Source organism: Ruegeria sp. C10 (genome assembly GCF_056537805.1).
Genome location: NZ_JBQFSC010000004.1, coordinates 322,075 through 334,306, shown reverse-complemented (window position 1 = coordinate 334,306; position 12,232 = coordinate 322,075). Strand labels below are relative to the sequence as shown.

At 56.5% G+C, this 12,232-nt stretch carries 13 protein-coding genes; 8 read left to right on the top strand and 5 right to left on the bottom strand.

From position 1 onward, the window contains the following. Window positions 1-39 precede the first annotated feature (39 nt). The 8 genes from ACR0DE_RS17980 (at window position 40) to ACR0DE_RS17945 (ending at window position 7,685) form a co-directional block, all read left to right on the top strand. The gene (locus tag ACR0DE_RS17980) at window positions 40-1,725 is read left to right on the top strand and encodes a tryptophan halogenase family protein (protein WP_170404526.1); all 1,686 of its coding nucleotides are present in this window, start codon (window positions 40-42) and stop codon (window positions 1,723-1,725) included. Window positions 1,726-2,061: 336 nt separating this feature from the next. Next, window positions 2,062-3,738 (top strand): 30S ribosomal protein S1, encoded by a 1,677-nt coding sequence (gene rpsA / locus ACR0DE_RS17975; protein WP_039532111.1) that lies wholly within the window; start codon window positions 2,062-2,064, stop codon window positions 3,736-3,738. A gap of 270 nt (window positions 3,739-4,008) precedes the next feature. After that, the gene (gene ihfB, locus ACR0DE_RS17970) at window positions 4,009-4,293 is read left to right on the top strand and encodes an integration host factor subunit beta (RefSeq protein ID WP_050603110.1); all 285 of its coding nucleotides are present in this window, start codon (window positions 4,009-4,011) and stop codon (window positions 4,291-4,293) included. 7 nt (window positions 4,294-4,300) lie between these two features. Further along, complete coding sequence (locus ACR0DE_RS17965; protein WP_170397774.1) at window positions 4,301-4,651, top strand: LapA family protein; 351 nt, start codon at window positions 4,301-4,303, stop codon at window positions 4,649-4,651. Window positions 4,652-4,660: 9 nt separating this feature from the next. After that, entirely contained in the window at window positions 4,661-5,305 is a 645-nt protein-coding gene (locus ACR0DE_RS17960; protein ID WP_480754584.1) for a phosphoribosylanthranilate isomerase, read from the top strand. A gap of 45 nt (window positions 5,306-5,350) precedes the next feature. Continuing rightward, complete coding sequence (locus ACR0DE_RS17955) at window positions 5,351-5,686, top strand: hypothetical protein (protein WP_480754581.1); 336 nt, start codon at window positions 5,351-5,353, stop codon at window positions 5,684-5,686. A gap of 67 nt (window positions 5,687-5,753) precedes the next feature. After that, window positions 5,754-7,001, top strand: coding sequence for a tryptophan synthase subunit beta (trpB, locus tag ACR0DE_RS17950; RefSeq protein ID WP_170397508.1), 1,248 nt, complete (start codon window positions 5,754-5,756; stop codon window positions 6,999-7,001). A gap of 51 nt (window positions 7,002-7,052) precedes the next feature. Continuing rightward, entirely contained in the window at window positions 7,053-7,685 is a 633-nt protein-coding gene (locus ACR0DE_RS17945) for a class I SAM-dependent methyltransferase (protein ID WP_480754580.1), read from the top strand. Here the strand turns inward: ACR0DE_RS17945 and ACR0DE_RS17940 are convergent. The 5 genes from ACR0DE_RS17940 to ACR0DE_RS17920 all read right to left on the bottom strand — a co-directional run bounded on the left by ACR0DE_RS17940 (window position 7,682) and on the right by ACR0DE_RS17920 (window position 12,196). After that, complete coding sequence (locus tag ACR0DE_RS17940) at window positions 7,682-8,062, bottom strand: DUF2237 family protein (protein ID WP_480754578.1); 381 nt, start codon at window positions 8,060-8,062, stop codon at window positions 7,682-7,684. The genes ACR0DE_RS17945 and ACR0DE_RS17940 overlap by 4 nt on opposite strands. A 9-nt stretch (window positions 8,063-8,071) precedes the next feature. After that, on the bottom strand, window positions 8,072-9,235 hold the full coding sequence (locus tag ACR0DE_RS17935) for a serine hydrolase domain-containing protein (protein WP_480754576.1): 1,164 nt from the start codon (window positions 9,233-9,235) through the stop codon (window positions 8,072-8,074). A gap of 72 nt (window positions 9,236-9,307) precedes the next feature. Then, entirely contained in the window at window positions 9,308-9,991 is a 684-nt protein-coding gene (pth, locus tag ACR0DE_RS17930; protein ID WP_170596957.1) for an aminoacyl-tRNA hydrolase, read from the bottom strand. 130 nt (window positions 9,992-10,121) lie between these two features. Then, window positions 10,122-10,775, bottom strand: a complete 654-nt coding sequence (locus ACR0DE_RS17925; RefSeq protein ID WP_170397494.1) for a 50S ribosomal protein L25/general stress protein Ctc — start codon at window positions 10,773-10,775, stop codon at window positions 10,122-10,124. Between the two features lie 254 nt (window positions 10,776-11,029). Then, window positions 11,030-12,196, bottom strand: coding sequence for an alpha-hydroxy acid oxidase (locus ACR0DE_RS17920; protein WP_170397492.1), 1,167 nt, complete (start codon window positions 12,194-12,196; stop codon window positions 11,030-11,032). Window positions 12,197-12,232: the final 36 nt, after the last annotated feature.

Genomic DNA, 12,232 nt, shown 5'->3' with positions numbered 1-12,232 from the left:
AGCAGCTAATAATTCCCAAGCCAACAGGGACAAAAAAATATGAATAATCGTTTGCGTAAGATCACCATCGTGGGTGGTGGTACGGCAGGTTGGATGACTGCGCTCATCCTGGACATGGTGTTCTCCCGCACGTCAGCACCCAAGGATCGCCCACGCATTTGCTTGATCGAAAGCCCCAACATCTCGACTGTGGGTGTCGGTGAAGCGACGGTGCCGCGTATGCCAGTCACGCTCCGTCAGGCGGGCATATCAGAGCGGGATTTCTTCCGCGAAACCAACGCATCGTTCAAGTTGGGAGTTAAGTTCTGCAATTGGAACAACGACGCCAAGGGCAATCGGATCGACTACGTAAACCCGTTTGCCCATGGTCAATTGCTGGAGGGATTGGAGGCTGCCGAGTATTTTCTGCGTTTTGGTAACGGGGATCGGGATTTCACGCAGTCAATCTCACCGCATGATGATCTGGCCCGGTTGTGCAAGGGTGCGCGCCCGTTGGGTGCACCTGAGTTCGAACAGCGGTTTGGCTATGCCTATCATCTGGATGCCGTGAAATTTGCGGGCATGCTAACAAAGGTCTGCGCCAAGCGCGGCGTCGAGCATATTCAGGATGAGGTGCAATCGGTCGAACTGGACGAGCAGGGCAATGTCAGCCACCTGATGTTAGAGCGCAAGGGACGCCATGACATTGAGATGGTCATAGATTGCACCGGTTTCCGGGGGTTGATCATCAATCAAGCGTTGGGCGAGCCGTTCATGGATTACTCGGACTACTTGCCCAACGACCGTGCCATGGCCTTGCAGATCGAGCACCCTAACCCCGAAAAGATCGAAAGCGTTACACGCTCGACCGCGCTTGGTGCGGGTTGGACGTGGCGTGTGCCGCTCTACAATCGTGTAGGTACGGGATATGTGTATTCATCCGCGCATCGGACCGATGATCAGGCGGCGGACGAATATCTTGAGTGGTTGGGCGACAGCGGCAAGGGGCTTACACCGCGCGTGATCCCCATGCGTGTTGGTCGTGTACGCAATGCCTGGGTTAAGAACTGCTTGGCGATCGGTTTGTCTGGTGGATTTATCGAACCGCTTGAAAGTACCGCGATCCACATGATCGATCACGCGATCCGCTGGTTTGCCGAGCATCTGCCGACCCGCGATATCGAGCCCGCGCTGCGCAACCGATATAACCGGCAGATGAACAAGCTTTATGACGAGGTACTGGATTTTATCTGCCTGCACTACCGGTTGGGTAACCGCACCGATGATCAATATTGGATCGACGCCCGCACCGAGATGAAGATTCCGGATCGGTTGGCCGAGAACCTTGAGCTGTGGCAGCATCGTCTGCCGATGGAACACGATATCGAGTTTGCGACGCTGTTCAATTTCCGCGTCTATCAGACGGTTCTTCTGGGCAAACAGGTGTATGATACGGGGTATGGCGAAGGTATCCGTGATCGTCTGCGACCGCTGAAGAAACCGATTTGGTTCCAGTGGTGGAAGGGGGCAAAAATGGACCTTGCGCAGATCCTCAAGACCATGCCGGATCACAAAACCCTGCTGCGAGATATCCGGGGCGAGTTGGAGAAGCCTGCCTTTGGCAAGGCGGCAATGGGGCAGCCGACTGTCGCAATGCCGGGCGCGAAACCGGCACCCGTGGTGATCGAGAACATGCCAAACCTCGCTGAGATTCAAAGCGGCAAGAAGGATCTGCAACTGTTCTAGCGCCGCATGGTATCATTCGGCAGAACTGACAAAGAAGGCCGGGGATCGGATCGCGTTTGCTTTGATGCCCGGACCTGATGTTCGGATTTTGTGGGATTGGCCAGTGTTTAAGGGCTTTGCTCTTGCACATGACACGGAATCCGCCTATACGCGCGCTGTCTGAACAAGGGCGGTTAACGTCCGGATGACGTATCTGAGCAGGGCCGGGTTACCTCGGCCCTTTGTGTTTGTTAGCTCGGGCGCGTTCTGGATCACGCATTCAGGCATCATGAAACAAGACCGGCGGAGACAACCGCTCGGCCAGCAAAAACGTTATGTAAAGGAAAACAACGCCACATGGCTAACGCATCCATGGAGGAATTCGAAGCCCTCCTGAATGAAAGCTTCGAAATGGACACGCCCGAAGAGGGTTCTGTTGTCAAAGGCAAGGTTCTGGCGATCGAAGCCGGCCAAGCCATCATCGACGTAGGCTACAAAATGGAAGGCCGCGTTGATCTGAAAGAATTCGCAAATCCCGGCGAAGCCCCTGAAATCGCTGTAGGCGACGAGGTCGAAGTGTACCTGCGCGCCGCAGAAAACGCCCGTGGCGAAGCTGTCATCTCGCGCGAGATGGCCCGCCGTGAAGAGGCATGGGACCGTCTGGAAAAAGCATATGCCGACGACCAGCGCGTCGAAGGTGCAATCTTTGGTCGCGTCAAAGGTGGCTTCACCGTCGATCTGGGTGGCGCAGTTGCGTTCCTGCCCGGCTCGCAGGTTGACGTTCGCCCCGTGCGCGACGCTGGCCCGCTGATGGGTCTGAAGCAGCCGTTCCAGATTCTGAAAATGGACCGCCGCCGTGGCAACATCGTTGTTTCGCGTCGCGCTATCCTGGAAGAATCGCGTGCCGAACAGCGTGCCGAAGTCATCGGCAACCTGTCCGAAGGTCAGACCGTCGAGGGTGTCGTCAAGAACATCACCGAATACGGTGCATTCGTTGATCTGGGCGGCGTTGATGGCCTGCTGCACGTCACCGACATGGCATGGCGCCGTGTGAACCACCCGTCCGAGATCCTGACGATCGGCGAAACCATCAAGGTTCAGGTCATCAAGATCAACAAAGAGACCCACCGCATCAGCCTGGGCATGAAGCAGCTGCAGGAAGATCCGTGGGATCTGGTTGCTGCGAAATACCCGCTGGGCTCGGTCCATCAGGGTCGCGTCACCAACATCACCGACTACGGCGCGTTCGTCGAGCTGGAAGCCGGTGTCGAAGGTCTGGTGCACGTGTCCGAGATGTCCTGGACCAAGAAAAACGTCCACCCCGGCAAGATCGTTTCGACCAGCCAGGAAGTCGACGTCATGGTTCTGGAAATCGACGGCGCCAAGCGTCGCGTGTCTCTGGGCCTGAAGCAGACTCAGCGCAACCCATGGGAAGTGTTTGCAGAAACACACCCCGAGGGCACCGAGGTCGAAGGCGAAGTCAAGAACATCACCGAATTCGGTCTGTTCATTGGCCTCGAAGGCGACATCGACGGCATGGTTCACCTGTCCGACCTGTCCTGGGACGAGCGTGGCGAAGATGCGATCCAGAACTACCGCAAAGGCGACATGGTTTCGGCCGTCGTCTCGGAAGTTGACGTTGAGAAAGAGCGTATCTCGCTGTCGATCAAAGCCCTGGGCGGTGACAAGTTCGCCGAAGCCGTGGGCGGCGTGAAGCGTGGTTCGGTCATCACCGTCGAAGTGACCGCGATCGAAGATGGCGGCATCGAGGTCGAGTACGAAGGCATGAAGTCGTTCATCCGTCGTTCGGACCTGTCGCGTGACCGTGCTGAGCAGCGCCCCGAGCGTTTCTCGGTCGGCGACAAGGTCGACGTCCGCGTCACCAACGTCGACAGCAAGACCCGCCGTCTGGGCCTGTCGATCAAGGCACGCGAGATCGCAGAAGAGAAAGAGGCCGTGGAACAGTACGGTTCTTCCGACTCGGGCGCGTCGCTGGGCGATATCCTGGGTGCAGCACTGAAGTCGGGCGACTAAGTCCGGGGCTTATCCCAAACATGAAATTCGGCCTCGCACCATGGTGCGGGGCCGTTTTTGTTGCGAATCAATATCTTCCAAATAGTCGGCTTAATTTGCCTATCGTTCGCGCATGAAGTGTGGAAATCAGGCCAACAGGCAAAAATTCGCGTGAGATTGTCGCAAAATGCCGCCTTTGCTGGCAGAGTATCCGTTCCCCCGATCCGGGTTTTTTCCTATACTGTCAGAACAATAGGCTTGTCACATCGTCCGCCTGGGAGGGTATTGCGTATGATCCGTTCAGAATTGATTCAGAAAATTGCCGACGAAAACCCGCATCTCTATCAACGCGACGTCGAGCGGATCGTGAATACCGTTTTTGAAGAAGTGACCGACGCCATGGCACGCGGCGACCGCGTAGAGCTGCGCGGTTTCGGCGCGTTTTCGGTGAAAAAGCGTGACGCACGTGTAGGCCGCAATCCTCGCACTGGTGAGACTGTGCAGGTTGAAGAAAAATGTGTTCCATTTTTCAAAACTGGCAAGTTGCTAAGGGACCGTTTGAACGGTAAAGCCTAGCCTCATGATGCGCTACATTCGTTATGCTTTTCTGGCTGCATTGGGGATCGTTCTGGTCTCGGTTTCGCTGGCCAATCGCCAAATTGTTGAACTTAAGCTTATGCCGGATGCTTTGTCCGAGTTGCTGGGGTTCAACCTGTCAACCTCCTTGCCGCTGTTTCTGGTCGTGCTGGGTGGGGTTGTTGCCGGCCTGGTCATCGGCTTCCTGTGGGAATGGCTACGCGAGCATAAGCACCGCAAGGATGTGACCGTGAAGCAAGGCGAAGTGCGCAAGCTTGAGCGTGAAGTTAAGAAGCTCAAGAAAAAGCAGAATGAAGGTCAGGATGATGTGCTGGCCATTCTGGATGAGGCAAGCTGAGGCCCTACGATGCCCGCTGGTATCCGAGTTAAAATCTGCGGCCTGACCGCCCCTGACCACGTGCGCGCTGCTGTGGATGCGGGCGCGGGTTATGTTGGTTTTGTGTTTTTCCCCAAATCCCCGCGGCATGTTGAGCCCCAGATAGCTGCGACATTGGCACAGGAGGTGCCTGCGGGCGTCGCCAAGGTGGCGCTGACAGTGAATGCGACGGACGAGGATTTGGATCACATTCTTTCGATCGTGCCTCTGGATATGTTGCAACTGCATGGCAAAGAAAGTCCTGAGCGTGTGCAGCAAGTGCGAGACCACTTCGGCCTGCCAGTAATGAAGGCCATTGGTGTGGCCGAGGCCGAAGACCTCGCGGCCATCGATCTCTATTCAGATGTGGCGGATCAGCTGTTGATCGACGCAAAGCCACCGCGAAACGCGGAGCTGCCTGGTGGTAACGGTTTGTCTTTTGATTGGCGCCTGCTGGCAGGTCGTAAATACTGGCGTAGGCCATGGATGCTGGCCGGAGGTCTGACCCCTGACAATGTCGCAGAAGCGGTGCGAATGACCGGCGCACAGCAGGTGGATGTCTCATCCGGCGTCGAAAGCTCTCCGGGTGTAAAGGATGCCGGGCTGATCCGCGCCTTTATCGACGCGGCAAGTTGATCTGATCTGCACGAACCTGCGTATCTCCTCAAAATGGGGGAGAGCATGCTGGCAGTGATCGGCGGAGTTTCACTTAAACGATGGTATCACGGGCCCGAGTTCTTCTGGCGCGCTCATCAATCCTTGCGGCAGGCACGCGGTGACGCGCTGTGCCTGCATGCCGAGGTATTTGTGCGTCAAGGCTGTTATTTTTCATACACAGTCTGGCATGATATCGAAGCTATGCTGACATTCGCACATTCCGGCCCTCATCGCCGTGTAGTACGCGCGTCGACCCGTCTGGCCGATATCAATGTGTTCTGTCAATTTCCCTGCATTGCTGTTCCAAGTCGAGTTCAGGCACTTCAGGTGTGGGAACAGCGCGCTCAGGCGGCGGAATGATACGTTTTGCGATGGCAAATCACTCCGTCACCTCCTATGAACATCGGGTACGACGAGGGAGACTTCCATGGCCAACGATCTTTTTAATTCCTTCATGTCCGGCCCCGATGAACAAGGCCGCTTTGGCATCTTCGGCGGGCGCTTTGTCAGCGAAACGCTGATGCCGCTGATCCTGTCACTGGAAGAGGAATATGACAAAGCCAAGGATGACCCCACATTTTGGGCCGAGATGGACGATCTGTGGGCAAACTACGTGGGTCGCCCTTCGCCGCTCTACTACGCGGAACGCCTGACCGAACATCTGGGCGGCGCAAAGATTTACTTGAAGCGTGACGAACTGAACCACACCGGCGCGCATAAGATCAACAATGTGCTGGGCCAGATCATTCTGGCGCGGCGCATGGGAAAGACCCGGATCATCGCCGAGACCGGGGCAGGGCAGCACGGCGTGGCCACAGCCACCGTCTGCGCCAAATTCGGCCTGAAGTGCATTGTCTACATGGGTGCCCATGACGTTCAGCGCCAGGCCCCGAACGTGTTCCGTATGCGCCTGTTGGGAGCCGAAGTGATCCCGGTAACATCCGGCAGGGGTACGCTGAAAGATGCGATGAACGACGCTCTGCGCGACTGGGTGACCAATGTGCGCGATACCTTTTACTGCATCGGCACCGTTGCTGGCCCGCATCCTTACCCGGCGATGGTACGCGACTTCCAGTCGATCATCGGCAAGGAAGCCAAGGAACAGATGCAAAAGGCCGAGGGCCGTTTGCCCGACACCATCATCGCCGCCATCGGAGGTGGTTCGAATGCGATGGGCCTGTTCTACCCGTTCCTCGACGACAAGGATGTGAATATCATCGGTGTTGAAGCGGGCGGCAAGGGGGTTAACGAGAAGATGGAGCATTGCGCCTCATTGACCGGAGGTCGTCCGGGCGTGCTGCACGGCAACCGCACTTATCTGCTGCAGGATGATGATGGGCAGATTCTCGAAGGCTATTCGATCTCGGCCGGTCTGGACTATCCGGGCATTGGCCCCGAGCATTCCTGGCTGCACGACATCGGTCGCGCCAACTATGTCTCGATCACGGATAAAGAAGCGCTTGAAGCGTTCCAGTTGTGCTGCGCCACCGAAGGTATCATCCCTGCGCTGGAGCCCTGCCATGCGCTGGCGCATGTTATGAAAATCGCGCCGGAATTGCCCAAGGACCACCTGATCTGCATGAATATGTGTGGCCGGGGGGATAAAGATGTGCAGACCGTCGCACGGTACCTGAACTTTGATATGTCGGATACCGAAGGTCGCGCAGCGGACTGATTAGGCCTAACAGGCTTTGCGCCTTTGAGGAACTGTGCCAGTTTGCATTGCATGTGCAGTGTTTCCTCAAAGGCCGGACCCGACCGACTTGACCAGAAATACGATCAGGCCGCCCCGAGCTGGGCAGACAAGATGCGTCTGCTGGGGTATTTCGATGCCTATCTGGGTTTTCTGTCCTCGGACCCGCAGGTCGAATTGGGCCGTAACGCACTGGATGTCGGGTGCGGTACGGGAGCCTTTGCCGAAGCACGCGCCGTGATCCGGCGCGAAGGGCATGTGACGCTTTTGGAACCTTCGGCCCGAATGCTGCAACTGGCAGGGTCAGCGTTGCAACGGCGCGGTGGAAACGCCGAGACTGTCCAATCGCGCTTGGAAGAGTTCCATCCGGCATCCCGTTTTGACTGCCTGTTGGCTGCGCATGTTCTGGAGCATTGCGTTGATCCGATAGATGCTTTGCGCCGCATGCGCGATCTGGCTGAACCGGGTGCAACGCTTTGGTTGGTAGTCAGCAAGCCACATTGGTGTAATGCGATCATCTGGTTCCAATGGCGGCACCGAACCTATCGACCGGATATTGTGGCGGAGATGCTCGCGCGTTCGGGCTGGGATCTGCAGGCCGAGCATGGCTTTCCAACCGGGCCGCCGTCGCGCACGTCTCGCGGATATCGGGCGATCGCCATCTAGTGCTCGTCTTCAGCGCGCTGCATTTTTAGAATATGGAGAGATACGATATCCAGCGCCCTCTGGTGCGTGGCTTCAAGGTGCACCTTGGGCGCGCATCCCTCGTCATGGGCTTGCAAAAAGCGCCCCGCACACAAGCACCAGCGATCACCGGGTTTGAGCCCGGGAAAATCGAATTCAGGCCGGGGCGTGCTAAGGTCGTTTCCGACATATTTTGAATAGGCCAGAAATTCGGCCGTCATCACGGCGCAAACCGTATGGCTTCCCTGATCCTCGGGGCAGGTGTTGCAGGCGCCATCGCGAAAGAAACCGGTTAACGGTGTGCGCGAGCAAGGCGCGAGCACGCCGCCCAGAACATTGATGCTGTCTTGCTTCTGCATGATGGTATCTTACAGGCTTCGCGCAATTTTGCGGAACATTTCTATGTTTTGCTCACCGACACCGGGATCGCGGAACTTCCGGTCTGCGCCCGTCGTGACAATCAGAACACCACGTGGCTGGTCGAAGTAAATGTACTGCCCATACACGCCCCGCGCCATGAATTCACCTTCATGGGCACCGATCGGGATCCACCATTGATAGCCATACCCTATCTTGCCCGGTTCGGTCGGTGCGCTTGGCCAAGTAGCGGCGTCGATCCAATCCGCGGGTACAATCTGCCATCCATCGCGTTCGCCATCCTGCAAAATCAACTGCCCGAACCGGGCAAAATCGCGCGTTGTGAAGTTGAGACCACCCAGAACAAATGCAACGCCTGCTCCATCGGTGATGTAGTAGCCTTCTCGCTCCAATCCCAGCGGTGTGATCACTTTCTCGGTCAGTAACTCTGCAACGCTGCGTCCTGTTGCCCCCCGGATGACCATTCCGATCACATGAGTATCGATCGACACATATTGCCACGTTTCACCCGGCGCGACGAAACTGTCCTTCAACGAAGCCGCGAAGTCGTCCAACTCACCCCCCAGCGCCACGACGCGGCCCATGCGATTGATGTCGGAATTATAGTCCAGATAATCCTCGTCAAAGGTCACGCCGCTGGCCATGTTCAACACGTTGCGGATCGTGGCGGTCTCATAGGCGCTGCCCTTGAGGTCGGGTGCGTATTGCACAACCGGATCGTCGAGCGAATTGATCGCGCCTTCATCCAGCAAAATACCGAACAAGGCAGACAAATAGCTTTTAGCAATTGACCACGAGATCCTGCGATCATCCGGCCCGGTGCCCAGATAGTATTCTTCGAAACGAATTTCTCCGTCCTGCATCACCAACAGGGATGTTACCGAGCGATCTTCGATCCACTGGTCTGTTCCATCGGGAAGATCGAAGCCAGGCCCATACGGCAGCTCCCAGGTCGGGCCATTGCCACGCGGCAGAGTGACCGTCAGAAAGGCTTCGTCCATATTCGAAAAGTTGTGGACGATCTTTTCTTCTGAAAACAGCGAATTCACTGCCATCAGGCGCTGGATTTCCTCGCGTTTCCAAAATCCGACAACCGCCGCTGCCAATGCCAAGGTCAACAGGATACGCAGCAGCCATCTGAGCGCTGTTTTCATTCGTCACCTCCCTTTGCCTCTGACATTGGACTTTGGCCTGAGGCTTTGCGCAAGCGCAACGTTGCGGAATGATTATCTGAATTTATCCAGCAGCTTTTGCATGGCCGAACGCTCATCGGGCGCTGAAACGGCTTCGGCGGCAGCTTTGGGGGGCGTTTCAGGTTTAGTGGGCTGCTTCGATGATCTGGGTGGAGCAGTGCGCAGTGCAACGGCATTCATGAATTTCCCGCTTTCGTCATCGGCAAGATAAGTGGCACCGTCCGAGACGCCGCGCAGCACGTCATCCAGCCAGTCCGCATCCGCCTTTGCAAAGTCGCTTAGAACATAAGGCGAGACCATTTCTTTGCGGCCCGGATGACCGATACCCAGCCGCACGCGATCATAGGCCGGGCTGATATGGTCGTGGATCGACCGCAACCCGTTATGGCCTGCGTGGCCACCGCCTGCCTTAACGCGCACTTTACCGGGTGCCAAGTCCAGCTCATCATGAAAGACGGTCACGTCCGTCGAGTCGAGCTTGTAGAAGCGCATTGCCTCTCCTACTGACTGGCCAGAGCGGTTCATGAAGGTTTGCGGCTTGACCAGCAGCACTTTTTGGCCGCCTAGACGTCCTTCGGCAATTTCAGCCTGGAACTTGGACTTCCACGGACCAAAGTTGTGATCTTCGGCAATTCGCTCCAACGCCATGAAGCCGATATTGTGCCGGTTGCGAGCGTATTTTGATCCCGGATTTCCCAAACCGACAAACAGTTTCATCGCTTTGTCCCTTACAGTCTCGCGTCGTTATCTCATTGCATGGATCAGGGGATGTTTTCCAGCCCCGTACACGCAAAAGAAAACGGGGCCCCAGATGGCGCCCCGTTTCAAATCTGGATTTGATCAGGATTTATTCTTCTTCCTGGCCGATGACTTCAACTTCATCTGCAGCCACTTCTTCCTCATCACCCTCTTCGTCGTCGCTGGTCGACAGACCGGTGGGTGCCGAGACGTTGGCGATCACGAAGTCACGATCGATGGTGGGCTTGGTGCCTTCAGGCAGCACAACCGAAGAGATGGTGACAACGTCGTTGATTTCCATGCCAGTAAGATCAACGGTGATCTTCTCAGGAATGTCACCGGCTGTGCAGAGCAGTTCAACCTCGGGGCGGACAACGGTCAGAACGCCACCTTTTTTGATACCGGGGGCTTCTTCTTCGTTGATGAATTCAACGGGGATGAACAGCGCGATCTTGGTGGTCCGACGCAGGCGCATCAGGTCCAGGTGGGTCGGCAGGTCTTTGACAACGTCACGCTGGACATCGCGGCAGATGACGCGCACGTCTTCGTGACCTTCGACTTTCAGGTTCCACAGGGTCGACTTGAACCGGCCTGCTTTCAGGCGCTTGAACAGAACGTTGAACGGGATCTGGATCGGCAGCGGCTCTTTGTCGCCACCAAAAACAATGCCCGGAACCATGCCATCGCGGCGTGCTTGACGAGCGGCGCCCTTGCCTGTCCCCGTCCGTTCCAGAGCTACGAGATCAGGAATCTCTCCAGCCATGATAATTCTCCAATGTTAGGGCGGGCATCCTCCAAGGCTGTATGCCCGCGTGAAGCCGCGTCCTTAGCTTGATTCAGTTGGTTTGGAAAGGGCTTTTTGTAGCCCGAGAAATTTTGCGAGGCTCTGCCTCGCGCTCCGAGGTATTTATGGCCAGATGAAGGACGGATCCTCTGCTTCATCTGGCTGCAAGTACCTTGAACGAGACGCTCAATGGGCGGCCAGGCGGCGTCTCCATCTACGTGGGAGGCGTTGGGTCAAGCCTGCCAGCGACCGCCAAAGTCTTCGGGGACCAGAAGATTGTGGCGCCCAAGATCGGCTACGTTACGTTCACCGCAAAGTGCCATCGTTGTATCGAGCTCTTTCTGGATCACTTCCAATGCCGTTGTCACGCCTTTCTGACCCATTGCACCCAGCCCATAGACAAAGGCGCGACCAATAAAGGTGCCCTTGGCCCCAAGCGCCAAAGCTTTCAGCACGTCTTGCCCTGAACGGATGCCGCTATCCAGATGCACTTCGACATCACTGCCGACGGCATCCATGATCTCGGGCAGAACCCGGATCGAACTGAGCGCGCCATCCAGCTGCCGTCCACCATGGTTTGAGACAACAATTGCATCTGCGCCCAGCTTGGCAGCCATTTTGGCATCCTCGGCATCGAGTATGCCCTTAAGGATCACCTTGCCGCCCCATTGTTCCATCAGCTTCTCGACTTTGCCCCAGTCGAGGCTGGGATCGAATTGCTCGGCGGTCCATGTGCCGAGCGAGCGTGTATCTGTGATGCTATCGACATGGCCGACGATATTCCCGAATTCTCGGCGCTTGGCACCTAGCATCTCGATGCCCCAGGCCCATTTCGTCATCAGGTTGGCGATGGTTTTGGGGGTCAGCTTTGGCGGCGCAGATAGGCCATTTTTCAGGTCCTTGTGTCGTTGGCCAAGGATTTGCAGATCAAGCGTAATGACAAGGGCCGAGCATTTCGCATCCTTCGCGCGCTGGATAAGTCGCCCGACATAGTCCTGATCTTTCATGGTGTAGAGCTGAAACCAGAAAGGGGCCGAAGTGTTTTCAGCGACATCTTCGATCGAATTGATCGACATGGTCGACAGTGTGAAGGGTACACCAAAGGCTTCGGCGGCTTTGGCCGCTTTGATCTCGCCATCCGCGTGTTGCATTCCTGTCAGACCTACCGGAGCCAATGCAACGGGCATGGATACATCCTGCCCGATCATCTGCGATGCGGTCGAGCGCCCTGTCATGTCTACGGCGACCCGTTGGCGCAGGCGGATATCTTCGAAATCCGACGTATTCTCGCGGAAGGTTTGTTCGGTCCAGCTGCCGCTTTCTGCATAGTCAAAAAACATGCGCGGAACGCGACGCTCATAGATCCGTTTGAGGTCTTCGATATTGGTAATGACTGGCATTGATCAGGCTCTCGCAGGATTGGTTAAGTTTATTTA